This is a genomic window from Streptosporangium sp. NPDC048047, assembly GCF_040653115.1.
Taxonomy (GTDB): domain Bacteria; phylum Actinomycetota; class Actinomycetes; order Streptosporangiales; family Streptosporangiaceae; genus Streptosporangium.
In genome coordinates this window covers 53,651-77,233 of sequence record NZ_JBEZNH010000016.1, presented here as the reverse complement: position 1 = coordinate 77,233, position 23,583 = coordinate 53,651, and the positions used below count along the sequence as shown (strand labels likewise).

Genomic DNA, 23,583 nt, shown 5'->3' with positions numbered 1-23,583 from the left:
GCGCCGCAGCATCCCTCCGGCCGGGCGCGGCTGGCGCTAGTCTCCGTGCCGTCAGCTCTGTTTCCGGGCGGTGAGGGCCGCCAGGACGGCGATGATGTCCGCCTCCACCGCGGCCTTGCCGACGCCGAGCCCGGAGAGCGGGCCGGCGCCGTTCTCCAGTTCCAGCAGCCCGAGCAGGATGTGCTCGGTTCCGATGTAGTTGTGGCCCAGCCGCAGGGCCTCCCGGTAGGTCAGCTCCAGGGCTTTGCGGGTCCGCGCGCCGTACGGGACGGGGTCGGGCGCCTGGCCGGACGGCGGGGGCAGCGTGGCGGTGGCGGCCCGCCGTACGGCGTCCGGCGGCGCGCCGTGCTCGGCGAGCACCCTGGCGGCGATGGCCTGCGGTTCGCTCAGCAGCCCGAGCGTCAGGTGCTCGGGGCGGATCTCGTCGTCGCCGGCCTCGCGGGCCTCCCGGCGGGCCGCCTCCACGACGTTGCGCGCCCGCTCGGTGAACCGGCTCATCCCCTGGGCGGGGTCGAGGTTGAACGGCTCGTCCGAGACCTTCGGGACGAAGCGCTTCTGGACCGCCTGCTTGCTGACGCCCATGCTCCTGCCGATGTCGGTCCAGGACGCGCCCGACCGGCGTGCCTGGTCCACGAAGTGGCCGATGAGGTGGTCGGCCACGTCGCCGAGGTGCTCGGCGGCGATGACCGCGTCGGAGAGCTGGTCGAGCGCGTCGGGGTGCGCCCTTCTGATGGACTCGATCATGTCGTCGAGCCTGATCGGGTTCGTGGGGTTGATCGGATTCTCCATATCGTCAACCATAGGTTGACGATTAAGGATCGTCAACCATGAGTTGACGCTCATCGCGAGCGACATCCGCATACAAGGCCGCGGAGCGGGCGGAGCGGCTAACATTCCCGCCATGGTGGAGATCGGGACGAGGCCGGCCGTCCCGGACGCCTCCGAGCCCGGGACGGCCGCTTCGGACGGGATGACGGTCGTGGACGGGCTGGACGAGCGCCTGGCGGAGCACCGGCGGGAGCTGCACGTGCACTGCTACCGGATGCTCGGCTCCTTCGACGAGGCCGAGGACCTGGTGCAGGAGACGTTCCTGCGGGCGTGGCGCCGCCGCGACACGCTGCGCGACGGCGACGGCCTGCGGGCCTGGCTGTACCGGATCGCCACCAACGCCTGCCTGGACCACCTGCGGGCACACCCTCGCCGTCCTGAGCCGCGACCGGCGCCCGCCGCGGCCGACCCCGGGCTCGACCCGCCGTCCTCCGGCGCGGTCCCGTGGCTGCAGCCGTACCCCGACACGCTGCTGGACGCGGCCGAGACCGTCATCGAGCGCGAGACGATCGAGCTGGCCTTCCTGGTCGCGATACAGCACCTTCCGCCCCGGCAGCGCGCGGTGCTGATCCTGCGCGACGTGCTCGGCTGGCCGGCGCAGGAGGCCGCCGAGGCGCTGGACCTGACCGTCGCGGCGGTGAAGAGCGCCCTGCAGCGAGCCCGGCCGACGCTCCGCCGGCACCTGCCCGCACGGCGGCTGGAGTGGGCCCCGTCCGCCGAGCCCACCGCGCGGGAACGCGCCGTCCTGCGGCGCTACATCGACGCCATCGAACACGCCGACCCCGCCGTCCTGCTGGAGGTGCTCCGCGAGGACGTCCTGCAGACGATGCCGCCGCGGCCCATCTGGCTGCTGGGCCGCGAGACCTTCGTCGCGGCCTGGACCCCGGCGATGATCGGCCCCGAGGCGTGGGGGGACTGGCGGGTCCTGCCCGTCCGGGCGAACCGCCAGCCCGCCGCCGCCGCGTACCTGCGCCGGGCCGGCGAGCCGGACTTCCGCCCCTCCTGGCTCGGCGTGCTGCGGATCGAGGACGGGATGGTCACCCAGGTGACCACGTACGGGAACGAGGTCTTCGACCGGTTCGGGCTGCCGCCCGCGCTGTGAGCCGCCCGGCGCCGGGTCATCCGTACGGGCCCGCCGTACGGATGACCCGGCGTCGCGCGGACGGTCACGGTGGTCGTGCCGCGGCGGGTGGTACCGGGAAAGCCGTGCCGCGGCGACCGATTCCTTTTGCGCGTCTTCCTCGTCTCATGAGTGGGTGACCCCGAACAGGGGACTTCGAGAGAGGAATCTCAATGACCGATCTTCAGCGTGACCTGCGGGCGGCCGTCGACGAGCTCGTCGGGTCCGGAGCGGAGCGCGGCGTGCAGGTGGCCGTCTACCGGCGCGGCGAGCTCGTGGCCGACGTGGTGGGGGGCGTCGCCGACACGGAGACGGGCCGCCCCCTCACCGCCGGAACCCCCGTCTACGCCACCTCGACGGGCAAGGGCGTGACCGCGGCCGTGGTCCACGTGCTGGCCGAGCGCGGGGCCCTCGACTACGACACGCCGATCGCCGACGTGTGGCCGGAGTTCGCCGCGCACGGCAAGGAGAAGGCGACCGTACGGCACGCGCTGACCCACTCGGCCGGGGTTCCGGGGCTGCCGGTCGACACCACGCCCGAGGACCTGTGCGACTGGGACCGGATGTGCGCCGCGATCGCCGCCGCCGCGCCGTGGTGGGAGCCGGGCACCCGGTTCGGCTACCACGCCCAGACCTACGGCTACATCCTCGGCGAGGTCGTCCGCCGGGTGACCGGCCGGCGCATCTCCGAGGTGCTCAGGCAGGAGATCGCCGAGCCGCTCGGCGTGGCCGGGGAGCTGTTCTTCGGCGTCCCGGAGCCGGAGCTCGGCCGGCTCGCCCGGCTGGAGGAGCCCGCGCCCGCGATGGAGATGCCCGCCGAGATGCTGGCGCAGATCCCGTTCTTCCGGGTGGTGGACGGCTACACGGCGGCGCCCATGGCGGCGATGCCGGACGCCGCGTTCGGCAACCGCGCCGACGTGCTGACCTCCGACATCCCGGCGGGCGGCACGATGACCGCCCGCGCGGTGGCGCGGATGTACGACGCGCTGCTGAACGGGGCGCTCGTGTCACCCGGACGGCTGCGCGAGCTGTCGTCGGTGGCGGTGGAGGGCGTCGACGAGGTCGCCGGCAACCCCGCGAAGATGGGGCTGGGCTACGCGGTCGGCCTGTTCGACCTCGGGCCGACCGTGTTCGGGATGGGCGGCAGCGGGGGTACCGCGGCCTTCGCGGACACCGCCACCGGGACCAGCGTCGGCGTGATGAAGAACCTCGTCTCGGCCGGGGACTTCAGCACCGCCGAGCGGATCGCACGCATCGCCCTCCGGAAGGACTGACCGCCGCTCCGGGGCCGCGTGGCCGGAGGAACCGGGCGGGGCGACTCCCCGCCCGGCCCCTCCGCGTCCCCCGTCGTCCTCCTGCGGTCCGCCGTGGATCGGCACCGGGGTCACGCCGGGTCCTCTCCGGAGAGGCGGTAGTAGTCGCGCATGAGGTCGCTGCTCCACCCGGGCTGGCGGACGGGGGTCTGCGGGGCGAACTCCCGCATATAGGGCTTGATGTCGAGGACGGGGGTGCCGTCCAGCGCGTCCAGGTCCGCGACGTGGAGGTCGCGGCCCTCGACGCGCAGCAGGCGGCAGCGGGAGACGCCGAGCCGGTTGAGCCGGTGGGGGCGGTGGGTGGCGAACATGCCGACCACAGGGTAGGCGGGGTTGCCGCGGGAGTGGGCGGCGGTGGGGTCGATGGTGGCCGGATCGATCCGGTCGAAGAGGAACACCACCTCGAGGTGGGAGAAGTCCGACAGGCCGAGCGTCGCGTCGGCGGGCACGTGGTCCGCCACGCGGATCACGGCGGTCACGTCCCGCCAGTGGTCCTCGAACCTCTCGGCCCTCCCGCCCACCACGTGGGCGACGGGTTCCACGGTGTAGTCCATGATCCGATCCTGGCGGAGGGGGCTCCGCGGTGCCAAGGTCCCGCTCCCGCCGGTCCCGGGCCGGGACCCCGGCCGCCGTCGGACGGAGGGCCCCTTGCGGATTCGCGCGGGGCTGACGGTCACGGTGTCAGGGGAGCGCGTCGCGGACGCGGGCGGTGAGGTCGAGGTACTCCTCCCGGCTCAGGGCGCGGATCTCGCAGCCCAGGCCGTGCCGTACGGCGAAGCGATACGTCTCCTCCGGCGGCCAGGGGCCGGGCAGGTGGCGCAGCGGGCGGCCGTTCACATCGAAGACGAAGAGCCCGCGCAGGCTCTCGTACCGGTAGAGCAGCAGACCCGCCACGTCCCGGGGCCCCAGGCCGATGGCCAGCCTGTCGGCGGCCAACGGAGGAGCGGGGTGGATGCGCAGCACGTCGCCCCTGCGGATGAAGAGGAAGGGCCCGCCGGGCGGTCCCAGGACGGCGCCGCGCTTGACGCGCAGACGGTGGAATCCCCGGCGCAGCGGGCCCGTCAGGAGGGCCAGGGGGCCGAAGACGACCAGCACCCATTTGTGCTCCACGCCGTCCAGCAGCAACCGGCCCAGCCAGGACAGCGCGCGCCAGGCGGCTCCGCCCAGCGTCGCCGTGACGTAGGCCATAACCAGCAGACCACCGACGCCCAGGCAGAGCACCGCGATCCTTCGCCGCCCGGACGGACGGGGCCGTGAGCGTCCGGTGAGCCGCGTCCACCCGGGCGCGCGCCTGGCGAGCGCCACCCGCACCGGCTCCGGGCGGCCCGTGGGCCCCTCGTGCACGGGCACCCCTCGCACGGACGCGAAGCGTCTCACCTCCCACCCCCGCCACTCGCCCGGGAGGTCGAGGAGCACCAGGCCGTCGGCGTCCAGCAGCGCGAGCCCGCCGACGACCGCGGGCTCCTTTTTCTTGCCGTTCACCTCGGCGAGCGCCTGCTCATACCAGTAGTGGCGGAACGCGGCGGGCGTGAGCCGCACCGTCCGTGCGTTGGCCGGGTCGGCTGCCACGAGCGTGTCGCCGTCCCAGGTGAGCACGGTCTCCGGGCGTGACGACCGGCCGGTGTGATCGCTCCGCGGGCGGAGCTCCCCTTCGTATCCGGAAAGCGGACCTGAAGCGTCGATCGGCGTTCCACCTTTCTTTTAGGAAAGATCCAGCTTTTTCCTGATGACGGATAAAGCAAAGATAAAGTTCCGGTGTCGGCCTGGGGCGGGGCCGCCTTCTCGCGGCCGGAACGCGGGCCGTTCCCGGACCCGCGGGCCGCTCCGAACGGGCGGGCCTCTCTCGCGGGGCACCCGACCACGGGGTCGCGGGGTCACCGGGGTCACCGGGGTCGTGTGTCCGGATGGGGACCGGTGTGGCCGGTGTTCCGCGAAAGGCTCCGGGGGCCTCGTAGAATGACGCGATGTCTTCGCCTGAGAGCGGTCCCGAGCCGAATCCCGAGTCGAACCCCGAGCCGGGCCCCGGGGTGAGCCCCGAGCCTGGCTTCGAGGTGGATTCCGAGCCGGGCTTCGAGTCGAACCCCGGATCGGGCTCCGGGGTGGATTCCGAGCCGGGCTCCGGAGCGGGTCCCGAGGTGAGCGAGGCGGCGCGGGTGCTGCAGCGCGTCTTCGGCTACCCCTCGTTCCGGGAGGGCCAGCAGGAGATCATCGACCACGTCGTCGCGGGCGGCGACGCGCTGGTGCTGATGCCGACCGGCGGCGGCAAGTCCCTGTGCTACCAGATCCCGGCCCTCGTCCGGCCGGGCACCGGCGTGGTGGTCTCGCCGCTCATCGCGCTGATGCAGGACCAGGTCGACGCGCTGACCGCGCTCGGGGTGCGCGCCGGTTTCCTCAACTCCACCCAGGAGTCCGACGAGCGCGCCCGGATGGAGGAGGCGTTCGTCGCCGGGGAGCTCGACCTGCTCTACCTCGCGCCGGAGCGGCTGCGGTCCGAGCAGACGCTGCGGCTGCTCGGCAACGGCAAGATCTCGCTGTTCGCCATCGACGAGGCGCACTGCGTGGCCCAGTGGGGCCACGACTTCCGGCCCGACTACCTCGCGCTGTCCACCCTGCACGAGCGCTGGCCCGACGTCCCGCGGATCGCGCTCACCGCGACCGCGACCCCGGCCACCCACGCCGAGATCGCCACCCGGCTCAACCTCGGGGAGGCCCGCCACTTCGTGGCGAGCTTCGACCGCCCGAACATCCAGTACCGCATCGTCCCGAAGAACGAGCCGAGGCGGCAGCTGCTGGAGCTGCTGCGCGCCGAGCACCCCGGCGACTCCGGCATCGTCTACTGCATGTCGCGGGCCTCGGTGGAGAAGACCGCCGAGTTCCTGGTCCAGCAGGGGTTCACCGCGCTGCCCTACCACGCGGGGCTCGACGCGCAGACCCGCGCCGCCAACCAGTCGCGCTTCCTGCGTGAGGACGGCGTCGTCATGGTCGCCACCATCGCGTTCGGCATGGGCATCGACAAGCCCGACGTGCGGTTCGTCGCCCACCTCGACCTGCCCAAGTCCATCGAGGGCTACTACCAGGAGACCGGCCGCGCCGGACGCGACGGCCTGCCCTCGACCGCCTGGCTGGCCTACGGCCTGCAGGACGTCGTGCAGCAGCGCAGGATGATCGACACCTCCGAGGGCGACGACGCCCACCGCCGCCGTCTGGCCTCCCACCTCGACGCCATGCTCGCGCTCTGCGAGACGGTCGAGTGCCGCCGGACCCGGCTGCTCGACTACTTCGGCCAGCGGGGCGACGCCTGCGGCAACTGCGACACCTGTCTCACGCCGCCGGAGGCGTGGGACGGCACGATCGCCGCCCAGAAGCTCCTGTCGGCGGTGTTCCGGCTCCAGCGCGAGCGGCGTCAGAAGTTCGGCGCCGGGCAGATCATCGACATCCTCCTCGGCCGGAGCACCCCCAAGGTCCTCCAGCACGGCCACGACTCCCTGACGGTGTTCGGGATCGGCACCGAGCTGGGCGAGGGCGAGTGGCGCGCCGTCGTGCGCCAGCTCCTGGCGCAGGGCCTGCTGACCGTCGAGGGCGACTACGGCACGCTCGTGCTCACCGAGGCGAGCGGGGAGGTGCTGGGCCGCAGGCGGCAGGTCCCGCTGCGGCGCGATCCCGCGCGGGCGGCGCGGGCCGCGAAGCCCGCCAAGGCCGCTAAAACGCGCTCCGCCGTACCGGCCGAGCTGCCGGAGGAGGCCCTGCCGGTGTTCGAGCGGCTGCGCGCCTGGCGCGCGGCCACCGCCAAGGAGCAGGGGGTGCCCGCCTACGTGGTCTTCCACGACGCCACGCTGCGCGAGATCGCCACCCGCTCCCCGTCGTCGCTGCCGGAGCTGGGCGAGGTGAGCGGCGTCGGCGAGAACAAGCTGGCGAAGTACGGCGAGGGCATCCTGGAGGTCCTCGCCATCGGCGGGTGACCGCACGGCCGGGGTCCGCTCCATCGCGAGTGGGTCCCGGTCCGCTCCGGCAACCCGGCCGGGGTCAGCCGAGTGCCGCCAGCGCCGCCGCGCTCGCGGCGACGATCTCCCGCTGCGCGGCGGTGCGCGTCGTGGCGGGCTCGCCGTCGCCGGGTTGCGGGCCGTAGTCCCCGAAGAAGGCGTGCACCGCGCCGGGCACCGTCACGAAGCGCGTCGCGGCGGGCAGCAGTTCCCGGGAGGCGCGGATGTCCTCCGGGGTGGTGAAGCCGTCCCGATCGCCGGAGACGGAGGACACCGAAAGGTCCGTCCGGCCCGACAGGTCGTCGACCGGGTACGACGCCCACAGCAGCAGGCCGCCCACCCTGCCGTCGTGCCCGCTCACGTACTGGGAGGCGGCCACGCCGCCGAGGGAGTGACCTCCGACGACCCACCGGCTGACCTCCGGGTGGTCGTCCAGCACGTCCGCGGCGGCGCCGGTCGCGAGCAGGGCGAAGTCGAACGGCGCCTTGACGACCACGATGAGGTGGCCCCGTTCCGCGAGCGGCCGGAGCAGGGGCAGGTAGGCACGGGGATCGACCCGGGCGCCGGGATGGAAGACCAGGCCGCTCCGGCCCCGGGGCACGCTCGGACGCAGCTCGATCCGGGTGGGGGAGTGGACCACGGTGACCGCCCCGGCGGCCGTGCCCGCCGTACCGGCCTCGGACGTTCCCCCGGGCGGTGTTCCGGCGGTCCCGTCCGTGATCCCGGATCCGGCCCTCCCCTCGGACACCGCCACGGCGGCCTCTCCGGCGGGGAACGGGCGCAGCCAGGCGAGCGCGAACAGCACCGCCGCCGTGGTGAGCGCGCCCGCCGCCCGGCCGGTCCACGCGACCCACCCGGTACGGCGGCGTGGAGGCGCGGGCGCGCGATGCCGCCGTATCGCACGGACGACGGCGAGCGCCCCCGCCAGGGCGACGACGCCGAGCGTGACCGGGTACGCCGGGTGCGCGGCGGCCAGGCTCGGCCACCGGGTCGCCGCCACCCACGCCGGTACGGCGACGCACGCCGCGGACGGCAGGGCGGCGATCAGGCGGAGTCGTGACGGACGGTCCGCCGGGGCGCGCGGGACGGCCCGCCCGGATCCGCGGGTGGAGACCACGGGGTTCTCCTCCGGGCAGGAGGAGTCCTTCCCCGGGCCGGAGGCGTGCGGTGCGGATCCGCGGCCGGAGGCGTCCGGAGGCGGGACACCGGGGGTTCCGGTCACGGCCGCGGGACGCCGTCCCCGCCGGCGGCGGTCTCCAGCGGCTCCCGGCCGTCCCGGGTCCCGCCCGCGGGGCTCGCGGTGTCGCCGGGAGGTTCCCCGCCGCCGGGCCCGGCCGTACCGGCCGCCCGGAACATCCGGGCGATCCGCAGAGCGAGCCAGAGCAGCACCGCCAGGACGCCGACCAGGAGGTATTCGATCGCGGGGATCCGCACCACCTCGTCGGCCCGCCCGAAGCCGCGCCCGGCGTAGACGGCCAGGACGGCGGCGACGTAGGCGGCGGCGAGCAGCCACCGCACGCCGCGCGGGATCCCGAGGCCGTGCATCTGGGTGATCACGAAGACGCCGAGGAAGCCGAACAGGAACATCGGCCACGCCCCGCCGGGCCCGGAGGTCATCACCGCGACGAGCGTGCCGTGCACCGCCACCATGAGCTCCAGGGACGCGGTCCACCAGCGGTCGACGTGCGCCCGCGTCAGGAAGAGGCTGCCCTGCACCAGGAGCAGGAACATGTAGAGGAAACCGATCAGGTGCCCGCTGGTGTTCTCCATCGGGTGGTACCAGAAGGTGTAGATCGCGGCCCAGCTGAACAGGTAGCCGTGGTATCTGCGGGCGAACCCGACCACCTCGGCGGAGATGGGCGCCGGGCGGCCGGCGAACAGCCCGCGGCGCCGGTTCTCCATCAGCAGCACCACGACCAGCAGGATCACCACCGAGCCCTGCGAGCTGAAGATCGACACATCCTGTGCGAGACCGTCGTAGAACAGGTGGGTCTGCACGGTGTGCAACACGACGAAGCCGAAGTTGACCGCCAGCGCCACGACGTTCACCGGGTGCAGGCCGACGGCGTAGCGGCGCACCCTGGTCTGCGCGTAGTAGATCAGCCCCCAGGCGGCGAGCTGGTGGGCGGCGTAGCCGATCCACGCCGTGGCCCGGCTCCAGAAGGTGGGATCGGGAAGTTTCCAGTAGTACCAGGACGCGCCCTGGTCGGGCAGGAGGGTGAGCCGGAAGTCCTCCAGGCGCTGGCCCAGCAGCCACACGAGCCCGGTCAGGACGGCACTGGCGGCGACGCCCCAGAACAGGACGCGGCCCGGGCTCGCGGCACGCATATCGTTCAGCACGCTGAACATCATGCCAAATCGTACAGTCGGCTGAACATTCCCTTGCGGACACCCGTCGCCCCGGACAAGATGATCAGTAGCCTGAACGTTCCCGCCCGCCCGCGGAGGCGAGAGTGCCCACCTACCGGTTGCGCGTCAACGACGTCGATCACGAGCTCGACCTGCCGGGAGACACCCCGCTGCTGTGGGCGTTGCGCGAGGAGCTGGGCCTGACCGGCCCCAAGTACGGCTGCGGGGTAGGGGCCTGCGGAGCATGCGTGTCCCTGGTGGACGGTGAGGCCGCGCGCCCCTGCGTCCGCACGGTGGCCGAGACCGACGGCCGCCGGGTCACCACGATCGAGGGCCTGTCGGAGGACGGCGACCACCCCGTGCAGCGGGCGTGGCTGGAGTGCGACGTGGCGCAGTGCGGTTACTGCCAGCCGGGACAGATCATGTCCACGGTCGCGCTGCTGGCCGCCGACCCCGACCCCGGCGACGAGGCCATCGACCGGGCGCTGCGCGACAACGTGTGCCGGTGCGGGACCTACGTCCGCATCCGCGAGGCCGTACGGCTGGCGGCACGGCTGACCAGGAAGGAGCGCTGATGGACAGGAGGGGATTCCTCTCCGCGCTGGGCGGCGCCGCCCTCCTGGTCGCGGTGCCGGTGCCCGCCCGCGCCGACGCCGGCCCGGTCCCGGCGACACCGGTACCCGGGACGGCCCCCGCGTCGCTGGAGCCCGGCGTCCTCGTGCGCGTCACCGCCGAGGGCGGGATCACGGTCACCGTCCCCCGCCCCGACTCCGGTCAGGGCCTGCGCACCGTGGCCGCCATGCTGGTGGCGGAGGAGCTCCGCGTCGCCGTGGAGACGGTGCGGGTACGGCAGGCCCCGGGCGACACCGAGAGGTACGGGCCGCAGATGGTGGCGAACTCCACCTCGGTCCGTCAGATGACCGAACCGCTCCGTACGGCGGGCGCCACCGCGCGCTGCCTGCTCGTCGCGGCGGCGGCCGCGCGGTGGGGGGTCCCGGCGGAGCAGTGCGAGGCCCGTGACGGACACGTGCGCCACCGGCGGCACGGCAGGCTCTCCTACGGCGAACTGGTGGCCGAGGCGGCGGCGATCGACCCGGCCACGGTCGCCGTCACGCCCGTGCCCCGCGAGGACTGGCGGGTGGTCGGCCGCCCCGTGCCGCGCGTCGACGCCCGCGACATCGTCACCGGCCGCGCCCGCTACGGGATCGACGTCGTCCGGCCGGACGGGTTGGTCGCCGTCGTGCGGCGGCCGCCGTGGCTCGGGGCGTCCGTCTCCGCCCTCGACGACGCCGCGGCGCGCGCCGTACCCGGGGTCGTCACGGTCGTGCGGCTCGAACCGGCGGGCGGCACGGTGGGCGGGGTCGCGGTCGTGGCGCGCACGACGGCGGCCGCGCTGCGCGGCCGCGACGCACTGGCCGTCACCTGGACGGGCGGCTCGCCTCAGGCCGACAGCCGCCTGTGGCTGGACGGCCTGGAAGCCGCCCTGCCCCCGGCCGGGCCGCCGCCCGCCCCGGTCACCGCCGAGGCGACCTACCGGCTGCCGCTGCTCGCCCACGCGCCGATGGAGCCGATGAACGCCACCGCGCACCTGACCGCCGAGGGCCGCCTGTCGGTGTGGACGCCCACCCAGGACCCCGGCGGCCTGCGCACCAGGCTCGCCCAGATCCTGCGACTCGACCCCGGGGCCGTCACGGTCGAGACGACCCTCGCCGGGGGCGCGTTCGGGCGGCGCATCGAGTTCGACTTCGTGCTGGAGGCCGTGGCCTGCTCCCGGGCGGCCGGAGCGCCGGTCAAAGTCGTGTGGACCCGCGAGGACGACATGCGGCACGACTCCTACCGGCCCATGTCCGTCCACCGGCTCACCGCCGTCACCGACGGTTCGGGCAGGCCCACGTGGCGGTCCCACTCGGTCGCGACCTGGCCGCTCACCACCGTCCCGATCTTCAACGATCCGGCACTCGTCCTCGCGAGCGGCGACCACTTCCCCTACGAGGTCCCCGGGAAGGTGAACGTCGCCCTGAGCCCGGCGCCGCTGCGCACCGGGTTCTGGCGGTCGGTGTACGCGGGTCCCTTCGTCTACGCGGAGGAGTGCTTCCTGAGCGCGCTGGCCGGACGCGCCGGAGCCGACCCGGTGGAGTTCCGCCGCCGCCTGCTGCCCGAGGGCTCCCGGCTGCGCCGGGCGCTCGACGCCGCCGCGTCCCGGGCCGGCCGTCCCCCGCGGGGGAGCGGCAGGGGACGCGGGGCGGCCTGTCACCTGGACTACGACTCGGCGATCGCGATCGTGGCGGACGTGCGGGAACGCGACGACGGCCTGACCGTCGAGCGGGTGACCGCCGCGGTCGACGTCGGCACCGCGCTGAACCCCTCCGGCGTCCGCGCCCAGATCGAGGGCGGGATCTGCGACGCGATCTCCACCGTCCTGGGCGCGCGGGTCACCGTACGCGACGGGCGCGTGACGCAGTCGTCGTTCACGGACTACCCGTGGGCGCGCATCGGCCAGGTTCCGCGGATCGACGTGACCGTGCTCCCGTCGCCGGCCCCTCCCGGAGGGCTCGGCGAGCTGGCCTACCCGCCCGCGAGCGCCGCCGTCGCCTCGGCCGTGGCGGCGGCCACCGGACGGCCGGTGACCGGCATGCCCGTCACCGGAGACGTCGGTTGACCACGGGTCCCGCGGTTCTGGAAAACTGGACCCGTGGTGGAAGGGGCGGCCGGGGGCCCGGCGGAGGACGCGAGAGACCCGGGTCCGGCGGACGGCGGGAGGAACCCGGAGGGCGCGGAAGACGCGTGGGAGGTCGTCCGCCGCCCCGACGAGGTGCGCGCGGACATCCACTCCTGGCCGACCGGCCGCCTGCTGTCGGTGGCCGCGCGGCTGGTTGAGGGACGCTTCGGCGACTTCCTCACGGCCCACGACCTCACCCACGCCGGGTTGATCGCCCTGCACCACCTCATGGAGGGCCGCCTCTCGCAGCGGGAGCTCGCGACGCTGTGCCGGGTGACCGACCAGACGATGAGCAAGACGATCGAACGGCTGCGCAGGGCCGGATACGTGACGCGCGAGACGGACGGGCGCGACCGCCGCCGCCTCCTCGTCCAGATCACCCCCGGCGGGCGGGAGGTGCTGGCGAAGGCGCGCAGGGAGGAGCGCACCTCGAACGCCCTGCTCGGGGCCGTCGACGACTACGACCACTTCCGCGAGCAGCTCATCAGGCTGATCACCATCGCCTGACCACGGACCGGCCGCCGGGAACATCACAGAATGTCACTCCAGCCACTGGAATGAGTATCCGTTTCACGCGAAACGCGGTGAACATTCTGGGATGATCTGGAGACCTCCTGCCGGACCCCGAGACCGACGGACCGCAACTGATGCCTCCCATCGATCAGATCACCGCCTTCACCTCGGACCAGCCGGTCCTGACGGCCGTCATCTGTGTGCTCGCCCTGGCCGTCCTGGCCCTCGTCTGCTTCGCGCTCCGCGCCGCCCTGCGCGCGGCCGGCCGTTTCCTCCGCGACCACGTGGCGCCCCGTCCCGCCGAGGACATCCTCACCATCGTCGCGGCCAGCATCGCCACCGGCGTGTCCGCCCAGGGCATGTGGCGCTTCTCCGGCGACGTCCTGGGCTTCGACGGGCCGCTGCGGTTGCTGCTGTTCGCGTTCATCGAGGTCGCCGTGGTCACCAGTGCCGTGCGCGCCCGCCGCAGCATGAGGGAGAACTTCTCCGCCGGCATCGACGGCGTCGCCGTGTGGGCGCTCACCGGCCTGACCGCCGTCCTGTCGAGCATGGACGCCCGCAGCGTCGCCGAAGCCGTCTTCCGGCTCTCCGCCCCGCTGGTGGCGGCCTGGCTGTGGGAGCGAGGCATGGCGATCGAGCGGCACCGCATCACCGGCCGCTCCCGCATCAACTGGCGGATGACCCCCGAGCGCATGCTCGTCCGGATCGGGCTGGCCGAGGTCAGCGACCGCACCGCCAGCGAGGTGGACGCCCACCGGAGGCTGACCCGGGTCGCCCTGGCGGCCAAGCGCGCCCGCGCGCTCCGCGCGGCCGGGGCGTCCGACCGCAAGATGCGCGCCGCGCTCGCCAGGCTGGACCGCGCGATGGACCAGGCGGTGGAGCACACCGGGCTGGCGGCCGACCCGGCCCGTCAGGAGGCGCTGCTGTCCCAGATCGGGGCGCTGTTCAACACCTCGGCGCTGATCGACCTGCGGCCGCCCGTCCCGTGGGCCCCCGAGCCTCAGGAGCCGCCCGCGGCTCCGGGCGCGCCGGCCGCCCAGGGGGCGTTGCCCGCGGCCGCGCCGGCCTCGGCGGTGCTGCTGGACGATGACGACGACGAGGACATCGAGATCGTCGACGGCACGGCGCCGGACCCCGCGCCGGTCGTCGACACGGCGCAGCGCGCGGCCCTGATCCGGGCGGCGCGGGAGTACTGGGACCGGCAGATCGACCGGAAGTTCGTCCCCCGCGCGGCCGACATCGCCCATGAGACGGGCATCTCGCAGGCCGTCGCCCGGGAGCTCCGCGCGCTGTGGAAGCTGGAGCCCCGCGCCCACGCCCTCATCGAGGCCGCCCGAGAGCACGGGATCATCGACACCGGGACCTTCCCCGCCGTCGAGACGTCCGAGCGGATCCTCACGGTGAACGGCTCGTCCCCGTCCGCCTGAGCCGTCCGCGGGAGCCGGGGCCGCGCGTCCCGGGCCGGTCGGCTCCCCGTTCCCGAAGGCGTCCGGGGCGGGGGCCGGCCGGCCCCGTCTACAGGTCGATCTCGGCGCTGCCGTTGACGCGGAGCTTGCGGCGGGCGCGCTCGTAGAAGCTGGAGCCGCCGAGCCGTACGACCCAGGCGGCGGCGCGCACCGCGGTGACCGTGATCCGGTCGCCGGCCGTCAGGTGCGTGCCTATCGCGCCGTCCACCTCCAGGGCGAGCTGCCCGCTCGTCGGCAGCACCTCGAGGGTGAGCTTCTCGTCGGCGGAGAGCATCAGCGCCCGGTTGAAGGCCGAGTGCGCGGCGGACGGCACGACCAGGAAACCCTCGACCATCGGGGAGACGATCGGCCCGCCCGCCGAGAAGCTGTACGCGGTCGATCCGGTGGAGGTCGCCACGATCACGGCGTCGGCCGCGTAACGGACGAACGGGTGGTCCTCCACGGACACCGCCACCGCGGCCAGCCCGCAGCCGGGGATGCGGACCATGGCGACGTCGTTGAACGCCGTCACCGTCTCCCCGCCGGGCAGGGTGGCCCGGATGGCCATGCGGGGCTCGGCCATGTAGTGGTAGTCCTCGATCGCCTGCAGCGCCGAGGTCAGCTCGTCGACGTCGATCTCGGCCAGGAAGCCCAGCTTGCCGAGGTTCACGCCGAGGATCGGGGTGGGCCGTCCGGCGATGAGCCGCATGGTGCGCAGCATGGTGCCGTCGCCGCCCAGGCTGACCAGCAGGTCGCAGCGCTCCACCAGCTGCTGGGTGTCGACCGGCACGGCGCTGCAGTGGATCCGCCCGACCTCGTCGGTGAGGCCGTACACCGTGACACCCCGCGAGCTCGCCCACTCGACGATCGTGTCGATGGCCTCCTTGGAGTCGCGCCTCGGGTGCAGGACCAGCCCCACCGTTTCGACTACGCTCATGCGGCCCACTGTACGGCGCGCGGCCCCGGGACACGGCAAGCGCCTTCCCCGGCCCGCGCGGCGGGCTCCCGCCGGGTGGGCGGGACCCCGGCCCGGGACGTCGTGCCAGGCCGGGACCGGCGGCCCGCACGGATGGCCGCCCGCGGGGACCTCATCCGCCGGAGCGGGGGCCCGGGGTGCGTCGCCGCTCCCGCAGCCGCGCCTCGTGGATGTGCCGGCGGCCGCCGGCGAGCCGTTCCCTGATCCGCCGTTCCAGGTCGGTGAAGAGGCGGTAGTAGGAGTCGTCGTATCCCTCCACGATGTGGAACGACCAGTGGCCGGGCAGCACGTCGCGGCCGATCAGCTCCTCGGACAGGGTGTCGGCGAGCTCGGTGTGCCCCGCCGCGCGCAGCAGCTCCACGGCCTCGTCGAGCTGGAAGTCGGCATGGCCGGTGAGCTGGTGGAAGGAGTAGAGGTGCCCGCGGGCGCGCTCGGTCGTCTCCAGGGCCTCCGAGAGCTTCCCGAGCGCCTCCGCGGTCACGTCGTCGACGTCCGGGGCGGTGCGGTCCCCGGAGGGGCCGGAGGGGGCCCGGCTCCCGGCGGGACCGGTGGGCCGTTCTTCGTGGGTCACCTGCTTCTCCTCATGATCGGTCGTGTGTCCTTCCCGGTGCGGCGTCACCGCGCCGTGCCGTACCGGCGGGGCCGTCGGCGGCGCGGGAGGACGTCGCGTGCGGGGGGCGGTGAGAGCCGTCCCCGCACGGCGCGTCCGCGCCGCGGGGAGGGTGCCCCTACCCGCCGCGCGGGGCCGGACACCCGTTTCCGGAGGATTCACCGGTGTGCCGTGGGGAGAAACACCGGGCCGCGGGTGGAGGGCGGCGGTGGATTTCCCGGGGGCGACGCCGTTTTTTTCGGATTATTTCCATGATGATGATCCCAGCCGGGTTGGAAGGGCATTTTCCCGGTGGTTCCGCGGGCGGCCGTGCCGGATGCGGGGAGGGGGCGCGGTTTCCAGGGGGACGTCTCCGGTGCCGGTCGCGCCGGGCCGGGCCGGTGGAGGGCCCGTGGGCACCGGCCGGAACGGAGGGGATCGGCGGGGGCCGGCGGGGCCGGTGGAGGCCGGTACGGCCTCGGCCAGGTCGGGACGAGGGCGGAACGAGGCGGTGCGGGAACGGCGGGCCGTCGGCGGGAGCCTGTCCGGCCGGCGGTGCGGAGCCGGAGATGTCGGTATAAATCACCTCTCATTATCTGCGGTCGATTTGGGAAAATAGCGTTTTTTGTAATTTGCCAAGCGATATCCAGAGCTTGACAGGCCATTTAACGGGAACCCAAAATTGAGCCCGTCCGTGACGCCGGTCGGTATGATCGACCGCTACGGGCGCTGGAAGTCTCGCTGATTCGACCGCCGGCGATCTGTCGATTCCGCATTTTCCGATCCATGTTTCGTTCCTCCCCCCTTTCGATACGAGTGCGGATAGGTGGTGTGTGTTGTGACGGAGTCCGACGCGGGCCGGGGGCGGCTCAGCCTGAGTACGGCCGCGGCGCGCAATCTCGCGACGACGACCAAGACGGTCCCGCAGATGCAGGAGATCTCCTCGCGGTGGCTGCTGAAGATGCTCCCGTGGGTGCAGGTCTCGGGCGGCACCTACCGGGTCAACCGCCGGCTCACCTACACCGTGGGAGACGGGCGGGTCAGCTTCGTCACCACGGGGTCGCGGATCAGCGTCGTCCCGGCGGAGCTGTGCGAGCTGCCGCTGCTGCGGACCTTCGACGACTCGGAGACGCTGGAGGCGCTGGCCGCGCGGTTCGAGCAGCGCGAGTTCGCGCCCGGAGACGTCCTGGTGCAGGCCGGGCAGCCGGCCGACCAGATCGTCATCATCGCCCACGGCAAGGTCAACAAGATCGGCACGGGCCCCTACGGCGACGAGGTCGTCCTCGGGACGCTGGCCGGCGGCGACCACTTCGGCGACGAGACCCTGACCGACCCCCACGACGAGTGGGAGTTCACCGCCAGGGCCGTCACCTCGGGCATCGCGATGATCCTGCCGCTGGCTGCCTTCCAGGAGGTGAACGGCCGCTCCGAGGCGCTGCAGGCGCACCTGCGCCTGCTGGCCGAGCCCCGGGGCCCCCGCAACCGGTACGGCGAGGCGGCCGTCGAGGTGGCCGCCGGGCACAGCGGAGAGCCCGACCTGCCCGGCACGTTCGTCGACTACGAGCTCGCGCCCCGCGAGTACGAGCTCAGCGTGGCGCAGACCGTGCTGCGCGTGCACAGCAGGGTGGCGGACCTGTACAACGACCCGATGAACCAGGTGGAGGAGCAGCTCCGTCTGACGATCGAGGTGCTGCGCGAGCGCCAGGAGCACGAGCTGGTCAACAACCCCGAGTTCGGCCTCCTGCACAACGCCGACCTCAAGCAGCGGATCCACACCCGCGGCGGACCGCCCACGCCGGACGACCTGGACGAGCTGATCAGCCGCCGCAGGAGCACCCACTTCATCCTCGCCCACCCCACGGCCATCGCGGCGTTCGGCCGGGAGTGCAGCAGGCGGGGACTCTACCCCCTGGGCATCGACCTCGGCGGCAACACGGTGCCCGCCTGGCGCGGCATCCCGATCTTCTCCTGCAACAAGATCCCCATCACGGCGAACCGGACGACCTCGATCCTCGCCCTCAGGGTGGGGGAGGAGCACCAGGGGGTCGTCGGCCTGCACCAGACCGGCATCCCCGACGAGTACCAGCCGAGTCTGTCGGTGCGCTTCATGGGTATAGACGAGAAGGCGATCATCTCCTACCTGGTCAGCGCCTACTACTCGGCCGCCGTCCTGGTCCCCGACGCGCTCGGTGTGCTGGAGGACGTCGAGCTCGGCCACTACTGACCGTCCCGCGGGGTGGCCGCGGGCAAGAGCGAGGTCCCCCGCGGGGGCGGGGGACACACTGGAGGGAAAAGATGACCGCTGTCGAGCTGGCGGCCGAGGGCCGATCGGCGGCCGAGGTGCTGACCTGGAGCCGCCGGATGGTCGAGTCCGTCATACGGCCGGCGGCCGACGGGCTGCCCCCGTCGATGCGGCACATCGCCGGCTACCACTTCGGCTGGTGGGACGAGCACGGCGGTCCCGTCGAGGCGGACGGCGGCAAGGCGATCCGGCCCGCGCTGGCGCTGCTGGCGGCGGAGGCCGTGGGGGGCGCCGCCGCGGCGGCGCTGCCCGCGGCGGCGGCCGTCGAGCTGGCGCACAACTTCTCCCTCCTGCACGACGACGTGATGGACGGTGACCGGACCCGCCGCCACCGCCCCACGGCGTGGGCCGTCTTCGGGGTGAGCCCGGCGATCCTGGCCGGTGACTCCCTGCTGACGCTGGCCTTCGGCGTGCTCGCGGCAGGGGGCCCGGCGGCTCCGGAGGCGGCCCGGATCTTCGGCGCCGCGGTCCAGGAGCTGCTGGAGGGCCAGCACTCCGACGTCGCCTTCGAAAGGCGCGGGCACGTCGAGCTGGACGAGTGCCTGGACATGGTGGCGGGCAAGACCGGCGCGCTGCTGGCCGCCGCGTGCGCGCTCGGCGCGCTGTTCGGCGGCGCGGACCCCGAGCGTGTCGAGGGCCTGCGGGCCTTCGGCGCGGATCTGGGGCTGGCGTTCCAGTTCGTGGACGATCTGCTGGGCATCTGGGGCGATCCCGCGGTGACCGGCAAGCCCGTCCATTCCGACCTGCGGAGCCGTAAGAAGTCGCTGCCGGTGGTGGCGGCGCTCACCTCCGGCACCGCGGCGGGGCGGGAGCTGGCCGGCCTCTACACCAGGGAGGAGCCCCTGACCGAGGCCGACCTGGGTCGCGCCGCGGGCCTCGTCGAGGCCACGGGCGCCCGCGCCTGGAGCCGGGAGCGGGCCGGCGAGCTGCTGGGCCGGGCCCTGGGCCATCTGGAGGGGGCGGGCTCGGTGCGGCGGCCCGTCGCCGAGCTGGCCACGCTCGCCCGCCTGGTCACCCGGCGCGACCGCTGACCGCCGTACGGCCGGGAGGGCGCCGCCGGGTGACCCGCCCCGGTGCGGGGAGCCCCGCCGGGCAGGCCGTCCCGGCGAAGGACTAGCGGAGGACGGTCTCGCGCAGGGTCTCGGCGAGGTCGAGCAGGTGGGCGGGGTCGCGCGCGGTGAGCTGGAGATCGACGAAGATCTCGTGCACGCCGGTCTCGGCGATGGCCCGCAGCCGCCCGCCGACCTCCTCCACGGTCGCGCCGGCCGTCCCCGTGACGACCGGGTTGGCCCGTACGACGACGCGTATCCCGTCCGGGTCACGTCCGGCCCGTTCGGCGGACCGCCGTATCGCGTCCCGCATGCCCGTAAGGAGCGGCACCGGCATGGCGGCCGCGAGCCAGCCGTCGGCACGGCGGCCGACGCGCTCCAGGGCGGCGGGGGAGAAACCCGCCAGCAGGAGGGGCGGGCGGGGGCGCTGGACGGGCTTCGGGTCGATGTGGCTCGGCGGGATGCTCCAGCCGGGCGCGGTGACGGCCACCGGGTCGTCGCGCCAGACCGCCTCCAGCGTGTCGATCGTGGCGTCGAGCCACGCGGCGCGTCCCTTCCAGGGCACTCCGGCCGCGGCGTACTCGTCCCTCGACCAGCCGAGGCCCAGCCCGGCGTCGAGGCGGCCGCCGCTGAGCACGTCGAGCGTGGTGAGCGAGCGGGCCAGCAGCACCGGGGGATACCAGTTGGCGTTCAGCGTGCTGGTCCCCAGACGGATCCGGGAGGTGACGGCCGCGGCGGTGGTGAGGACCGCGAGCGGGTCCAGGAACGTGCGGTGCTCCGGCGGGATGGTGCCGTCGCCGCCCGGGTAGCGGTCCCGGGGGGAGAGCGGGGTCAGCAGCCGGTCGCCCGCCCACAGGCCGTCGAAGCCCCGGGCCTCGGCCTCCCGGGCGACGGCGACCACCGCCTCGGGGCGGGCGAATCGGCCGTACTGCGGCACCGCCAGCCCGAAGCCGACCGCCATCAGGGCTTTCTCCCCACCCCGCAGAGGATCAGTGACCGTGAGGGGTCCTCGTGGAGCGCGGGGTCCTCCGGCCGCCACTCCGGCAGCCAGGCCACCCCCGGCTCCAGCAGGTCGAATCCGTCGAACAGCTCGGTGATCTCCTGGCGGGACCGCAGGACGAGGGGGGAGTTGGCCCGCTTGTAGACGCTGGTGCCCTTGTCCACGGCCTCGATCCGGGAGTCGCGGGTGCCGTGGGACAGCACCAGGTGGCTGCCGGAGGGCAGGGCGTCGCGCAGTGTGGCCACGATGCGGCGGGGATCGTCGGCCTCGGTGATGAAGTGCATGACCGCCACGAGTAGCACGGCCATGGGCTGGGAGAAGTCGAGATGGTCCTGGATCTCCGGAGATTTGAGGATGCTCTCGGGGGTCCGCAGGTCGCCGGGGGTGACGATGACCCGGCGCTGGTCCTCCTGCAGCAACGCCCTGGCGTGGGTGAGGACGATCGGGTCGTTGTCGATGTAGGCGACGCGGGAGTCCGGTGCGATCTGCCGGGCCACCTCGTGGACGTTGCCCTGCGTGGGCAGGCCGGTGCCGATGTCCAGGAACTGCCGGATTCCCTGGCCGGCGAGGAACCTGACCGCCCGGCCGAGGAAGGCGCGGTTCTCCCGCGCGGCCGTGCGCACCTCGGGGGCGACCGTGAGGATCTCCTCGGCCGCGGCGCGGTCGGAGGCGAAGTTGTCCTTGCCGCCCAGGTAGTAGTCGTACAGGCGGGCGACGCTGGGAGTGTTGACGTCGATTCCGCGGCGTGCCCACTCTTCATCTGCCATGCCCCGCCTCCGCCCGAAAGCCCCGAAAGATCCCGTGTGAAGATCTTTAGGCAGAGCGTAGTGCGCCATCTCCCGAAATCAGCGGAATTTACGAAATCTTCTAGGGAGTGTTCGGAGGGGCGGAAGGTCCCAAGCGGCGGGTTCTGCCGGGCGCGGAAGGGGTCCGGCGGCGCCGTACGGTCGGAAAACGTGGAGAGGTCCGGACGGCGTGGCCGATAGCGTTGCCGTCATGAGCGCCACCCTCGTCGCGAAGGACCTCGCCGCCGGCCACGGTGACCGCGCCCTGTTCTCCGGCCTGGACCTCGTCGTCGCCCCGGGCGACGTGGTCGGCCTGGTCGGGGTGAACGGGGCCGGCAAGTCCACCCTGATGCGGATCCTGGCCGGGCTGCTGCCGCCCGAGCACGGCACCGTACGGCTGAGCCCGCCCACCGCGTCCGTCGGCTACCTCCCCCAGGAGCGTGAGCGCCGGGCGGACGAGACGGTCGCCGCGTTCCTGGCCAGGCGGACCGGGGTGGCCGCCGCGCAGCGCGCCCTCGACACCGCGACCGAGGGCCTCGTCGAGGGGCGGCCCGGCGCCGACGACGAGTACGCCGTCGCCCTGGACAGGTGGCTGGCCCTGGGCGGGGCCGACCTGGAGGACCGGGCCGGGGAGGTCGCCGCCGAGCTCGGCCTGACGGTGGACCTCGGCCTGCCGATGGCGGCGCTCTCCGGCGGGCAGGCCGCCCGGGCCGGGATGGCGTCCCTGCTGCTCAGCCGCTACGACGTCTTCCTGCTGGACGAGCCCACCAACGACCTCGACCTCGACGGCCTGGAACGGCTCGAACGCTTCGTCGCCGGCCTGCGCGCCGGGACGGTCCTGGTCAGCCACGACCGCGAGTTCCTCGCCAGGACGGTCGACCGCGTCGTCGAGCTCGACCTCGCCCAGCGGCGGGTCCGCTCCTACGGCGGCGGCTACGACGGCTACCTCGCCGAGCGGGAGATCGCCCGGCAGCGCGCCCGCGACGCCTACGACGAGTACGAGGGCACCGTCACCGCCCTGCGGCAGCGGGCCCTGACGCAGCGCGCCTGGATGGAGAAGGGCGTCAAGAACGCGCGGCGCAAGGCTCCCGACAACGACAAGGTCGGCCGGAACTTCCGCACCGAGACGACCGAGAAGCAGGCCGCCAAGGCCCGCCAGACCGAGCGGATGATCGAGCGCCTGGAGGAGGTCGAGGAGCCCCGCAAGGAGTGGGAGCTGCGGATGGAGATCGCCGTGGCCCCCCGGTCCGGGGCGGTCGTCGCCACGCTGCGCGGCGCGGTGGTCCGGCGCGGCGGGTTCACCCTCGGGCCGGTGGACCTGCAGATCGGCTGGGCCGAGCGGGTGGCGATCACCGGCGCGAACGGCTCGGGCAAGACCACCCTGCTGGGCGCGCTCCTCGGGCGGCTCCCCCTCCAGGAGGGTCACGCCTCGCTCGGCCCCGGCGTGGTCGTCGGGGAGGTGGACCAGGCGCGGGGGCTGTTCCTGGGCGACGAGCCGCTGGTGGACGCCTTCGGCGCCGCCGTACCGGAGATGACGCCCGCGGACGTGCGGACGCTGCTGGCGAAGTTCGGGCTGCGTGCGGCGCACGTGCTGCGCCCGGCGGCCACGCTGTCGCCGGGGGAGCGGACCCGTGCCGCCCTGGCGCTGCTCCAGGGCCGGGGCGTCAACCTCCTGGTCCTCGACGAGCCGACCAACCACCTCGACCTGTCCGCGATCGAGCAGCTGGAGTCGGCGCTCGCCGCCTACCCCGGCACGCTTCTGCTCGTCACCCACGACCGGCGGATGCTGGAGGCGGTCCACACCGCCCGGCACATCCACGTCGAGGCGGGCCGGATCACGGAACGGCCGGGCGCGGGAGGTCAGCGCGACAGGTAGAGCACCTTCCAGGTGCCGGCGTAGAGGCAGTTGACCGACGGCTGGGCCGACCTGGCCTCGGAGCAGACCTTCAGCTCCACCTGGTAGACGTCGTGGTGGTCGAACGTGAACGACTTCGGCGTGCCGTACGAGCAGTCGCGGACGGTCCGGTGCGTGAAGGGCAGGTCCCCGCCGGGCGTCCGGTAGGTGATCCGGAAGACCGCCAGGCCGCAGGTCGAGCTCGCGCGGGTCAGGTCCTGGACGCGCCCGGAGATCCGGACGGTCTCGGCGGCGGGGGTGTCGGCGTGGTCCTCGCCGGTGGCGCGCAGGGAGCCGGAGGCCTTGGCCCCGCGCCCCGGGGAGTAACGGGGGCCCCAGGCGACGGCCGGGGCCGCGGCTCCGGTGGCGGCGGGGGCGGTGACCTGAGCGGCCTGGGCGGCCTGGGCGGCAGGGGGGAGCGAGACGGCCGAGAGCACGGCGGCGGCGGCGAGGGCGAGGCCGGTGAGGAGACGGGTGGCGGTCATCGGAGCGGTCCTTTCCTGAGGTGGTGCACGCAGTGTGTTATGACGTGCTTTCAGCGGGCTTGACCGCACCTGCAGGCGAGTATCAGCGGCCTTGACACCACCGGTGGCCGGTACAGGCACCGCTCCCGCGCTCGGGGACCGGGGGTCCCGCCGGTCCGGTGACCGACGCGGCCCGCGGCCCGCGGACCGCTCCCGCGCCCGGAGGCCGGCGACTGCGGTCACCCGGACGGGCGGCG

Annotated in this window: 20 protein-coding genes; 10 read left to right on the top strand and 10 right to left on the bottom strand. The window is 73.8% G+C overall.

Annotated features, from left to right (window positions below; genetic code table 11):
- Positions 1–51: 51 nt before the first annotated feature.
- Positions 52–789 (bottom strand): Clp protease N-terminal domain-containing protein, encoded by a 738-nt coding sequence (locus tag AB0D67_RS16675; RefSeq protein WP_362935434.1) that lies wholly within the window; start codon positions 787–789, stop codon positions 52–54.
- 112 nt (positions 790–901) lie between these two features.
- Between AB0D67_RS16675 and AB0D67_RS16670 the strand changes: the two genes are divergently transcribed.
- Positions 902–1,930, top strand: a complete 1,029-nt coding sequence (locus AB0D67_RS16670; RefSeq protein WP_362935431.1) for an RNA polymerase subunit sigma-70 — start codon at positions 902–904, stop codon at positions 1,928–1,930.
- Between the two features lie 191 nt (positions 1,931–2,121).
- Positions 2,122–3,222, top strand: coding sequence for a serine hydrolase domain-containing protein (locus AB0D67_RS16665; RefSeq protein WP_362935428.1), 1,101 nt, complete (start codon positions 2,122–2,124; stop codon positions 3,220–3,222).
- Positions 3,223–3,332: 110 nt separating this feature from the next.
- On the opposite strand, the gene AB0D67_RS16660 is transcribed toward AB0D67_RS16665, so the two are convergent.
- On the bottom strand, positions 3,333–3,815 hold the full coding sequence (locus AB0D67_RS16660) for an SAM-dependent methyltransferase (protein ID WP_362935425.1): 483 nt from the start codon (positions 3,813–3,815) through the stop codon (positions 3,333–3,335).
- A 127-nt stretch (positions 3,816–3,942) separates the two neighbouring features.
- Complete coding sequence (locus AB0D67_RS16655; RefSeq protein WP_362935422.1) at positions 3,943–4,857, bottom strand: hypothetical protein; 915 nt, start codon at positions 4,855–4,857, stop codon at positions 3,943–3,945.
- A gap of 368 nt (positions 4,858–5,225) precedes the next feature.
- Between AB0D67_RS16655 and recQ the strand changes: the two genes are divergently transcribed.
- Positions 5,226–7,220, top strand: coding sequence for a DNA helicase RecQ (recQ, locus tag AB0D67_RS16650; RefSeq protein WP_362935419.1), 1,995 nt, complete (start codon positions 5,226–5,228; stop codon positions 7,218–7,220).
- 64 nt (positions 7,221–7,284) lie between these two features.
- On the opposite strand, the gene AB0D67_RS16645 is transcribed toward recQ, so the two are convergent.
- Together AB0D67_RS16645 and AB0D67_RS16640 are read right to left on the bottom strand one after the other, a co-directional pair.
- Positions 7,285–8,358, bottom strand: coding sequence for an alpha/beta hydrolase (locus AB0D67_RS16645; RefSeq protein WP_362935416.1), 1,074 nt, complete (start codon positions 8,356–8,358; stop codon positions 7,285–7,287).
- Positions 8,359–8,459: 101 nt separating this feature from the next.
- On the bottom strand, positions 8,460–9,590 hold the full coding sequence (locus AB0D67_RS16640) for a hypothetical protein (protein WP_362935413.1): 1,131 nt from the start codon (positions 9,588–9,590) through the stop codon (positions 8,460–8,462).
- A gap of 104 nt (positions 9,591–9,694) precedes the next feature.
- Here AB0D67_RS16640 and AB0D67_RS16635 point away from each other — a divergent pair, with 104 nt between their 5' ends.
- The 4 genes from AB0D67_RS16635 (at position 9,695) to AB0D67_RS16620 (ending at position 14,249) form a co-directional block, all read left to right on the top strand.
- Positions 9,695–10,165 (top strand): (2Fe-2S)-binding protein, encoded by a 471-nt coding sequence (locus AB0D67_RS16635; RefSeq protein ID WP_362935411.1) that lies wholly within the window; start codon positions 9,695–9,697, stop codon positions 10,163–10,165.
- Entirely contained in the window at positions 10,165–12,249 is a 2,085-nt protein-coding gene (locus AB0D67_RS16630; RefSeq protein ID WP_362935408.1) for a molybdopterin cofactor-binding domain-containing protein, read from the top strand. Before AB0D67_RS16635 ends, AB0D67_RS16630 begins: the two co-directional genes overlap by 1 nt.
- A gap of 33 nt (positions 12,250–12,282) precedes the next feature.
- A complete protein-coding gene (locus AB0D67_RS16625; RefSeq protein ID WP_362935405.1) occupies positions 12,283–12,816 on the top strand; it encodes a MarR family transcriptional regulator in 534 nt (177 codons plus the stop codon).
- A gap of 140 nt (positions 12,817–12,956) precedes the next feature.
- Positions 12,957–14,249, top strand: coding sequence for a hypothetical protein (locus tag AB0D67_RS16620; protein ID WP_362935402.1), 1,293 nt, complete (start codon positions 12,957–12,959; stop codon positions 14,247–14,249).
- Between the two features lie 88 nt (positions 14,250–14,337).
- Here AB0D67_RS16620 and AB0D67_RS16615 read toward each other — a convergent pair whose 3' ends face one another.
- Positions 14,338–15,204, bottom strand: coding sequence for an NAD(+)/NADH kinase (locus AB0D67_RS16615; protein ID WP_362935399.1), 867 nt, complete (start codon positions 15,202–15,204; stop codon positions 14,338–14,340).
- 151 nt (positions 15,205–15,355) lie between these two features.
- A complete protein-coding gene (locus tag AB0D67_RS16610) occupies positions 15,356–15,814 on the bottom strand; it encodes a hypothetical protein (protein ID WP_362935396.1) in 459 nt (152 codons plus the stop codon).
- Between the two features lie 856 nt (positions 15,815–16,670).
- Here AB0D67_RS16610 and AB0D67_RS16605 point away from each other — a divergent pair.
- Both AB0D67_RS16605 and AB0D67_RS16600 read left to right on the top strand, forming a co-directional pair.
- Positions 16,671–18,056, top strand: coding sequence for a family 2B encapsulin nanocompartment shell protein (locus AB0D67_RS16605; RefSeq protein WP_362935393.1), 1,386 nt, complete (start codon positions 16,671–16,673; stop codon positions 18,054–18,056).
- Positions 18,057–18,127: 71 nt separating this feature from the next.
- Positions 18,128–19,165, top strand: coding sequence for a family 2 encapsulin nanocompartment cargo protein polyprenyl transferase (locus AB0D67_RS16600; RefSeq protein ID WP_362935390.1), 1,038 nt, complete (start codon positions 18,128–18,130; stop codon positions 19,163–19,165).
- Positions 19,166–19,247: 82 nt separating this feature from the next.
- Here AB0D67_RS16600 and AB0D67_RS16595 read toward each other — a convergent pair whose 3' ends face one another.
- Positions 19,248–20,144 (bottom strand): TIGR03619 family F420-dependent LLM class oxidoreductase, encoded by an 897-nt coding sequence (locus tag AB0D67_RS16595; protein ID WP_362935387.1) that lies wholly within the window; start codon positions 20,142–20,144, stop codon positions 19,248–19,250.
- A complete protein-coding gene (locus AB0D67_RS16590) occupies positions 20,144–20,950 on the bottom strand; it encodes an SAM-dependent methyltransferase (protein WP_362935384.1) in 807 nt (268 codons plus the stop codon). The genes AB0D67_RS16595 and AB0D67_RS16590 overlap by 1 nt, the downstream gene beginning before the upstream one ends.
- A gap of 229 nt (positions 20,951–21,179) precedes the next feature.
- Between AB0D67_RS16590 and AB0D67_RS16585 the strand changes: the two genes are divergently transcribed.
- Complete coding sequence (locus tag AB0D67_RS16585; protein WP_362935381.1) at positions 21,180–22,844, top strand: ABC-F family ATP-binding cassette domain-containing protein; 1,665 nt, start codon at positions 21,180–21,182, stop codon at positions 22,842–22,844.
- Here AB0D67_RS16585 and AB0D67_RS16580 read toward each other — a convergent pair.
- Positions 22,829–23,347 (bottom strand): hypothetical protein, encoded by a 519-nt coding sequence (locus AB0D67_RS16580; protein WP_362935378.1) that lies wholly within the window; start codon positions 23,345–23,347, stop codon positions 22,829–22,831. The genes AB0D67_RS16585 and AB0D67_RS16580 overlap by 16 nt on opposite strands.
- Positions 23,348–23,583: the final 236 nt, after the last annotated feature.

What these genes read in the sequence shown, in the direction of transcription:
- AB0D67_RS16590 (WP_362935384.1), bottom strand. Translation starts at nt 20,950, where the DNA reads ATGGCAGATGAAGAGTGGGCACGCCGCGGAATCGACGTCAACACTCCC.
- AB0D67_RS16665 (WP_362935428.1), top strand. Translation starts at nt 2,122, where the DNA reads ATGACCGATCTTCAGCGTGACCTGCGGGCGGCCGTCGACGAGCTCGTC.
- AB0D67_RS16595 (WP_362935387.1), bottom strand. Translation starts at nt 20,144, where the DNA reads ATGGCGGTCGGCTTCGGGCTGGCGGTGCCGCAGTACGGCCGATTCGCC.
- AB0D67_RS16580 (WP_362935378.1), bottom strand. Translation starts at nt 23,347, where the DNA reads ATGACCGCCACCCGTCTCCTCACCGGCCTCGCCCTCGCCGCCGCCGCC.
- recQ (WP_362935419.1), top strand. Translation starts at nt 5,226, where the DNA reads ATGTCTTCGCCTGAGAGCGGTCCCGAGCCGAATCCCGAGTCGAACCCC.
- AB0D67_RS16585 (WP_362935381.1), top strand. Translation starts at nt 21,180, where the DNA reads ATGAGCGCCACCCTCGTCGCGAAGGACCTCGCCGCCGGCCACGGTGAC.
- AB0D67_RS16670 (WP_362935431.1), top strand. Translation starts at nt 902, where the DNA reads ATGGTGGAGATCGGGACGAGGCCGGCCGTCCCGGACGCCTCCGAGCCC.
- AB0D67_RS16640 (WP_362935413.1), bottom strand. Translation starts at nt 9,590, where the DNA reads ATGTTCAGCGTGCTGAACGATATGCGTGCCGCGAGCCCGGGCCGCGTC.
- AB0D67_RS16675 (WP_362935434.1), bottom strand. Translation starts at nt 789, where the DNA reads ATGGAGAATCCGATCAACCCCACGAACCCGATCAGGCTCGACGACATG.
- AB0D67_RS16600 (WP_362935390.1), top strand. Translation starts at nt 18,128, where the DNA reads ATGACCGCTGTCGAGCTGGCGGCCGAGGGCCGATCGGCGGCCGAGGTG.
- AB0D67_RS16615 (WP_362935399.1), bottom strand. Translation starts at nt 15,204, where the DNA reads ATGAGCGTAGTCGAAACGGTGGGGCTGGTCCTGCACCCGAGGCGCGAC.
- AB0D67_RS16660 (WP_362935425.1), bottom strand. Translation starts at nt 3,815, where the DNA reads ATGGACTACACCGTGGAACCCGTCGCCCACGTGGTGGGCGGGAGGGCC.
- AB0D67_RS16620 (WP_362935402.1), top strand. Translation starts at nt 12,957, where the DNA reads ATGCCTCCCATCGATCAGATCACCGCCTTCACCTCGGACCAGCCGGTC.
- AB0D67_RS16630 (WP_362935408.1), top strand. Translation starts at nt 10,165, where the DNA reads ATGGACAGGAGGGGATTCCTCTCCGCGCTGGGCGGCGCCGCCCTCCTG.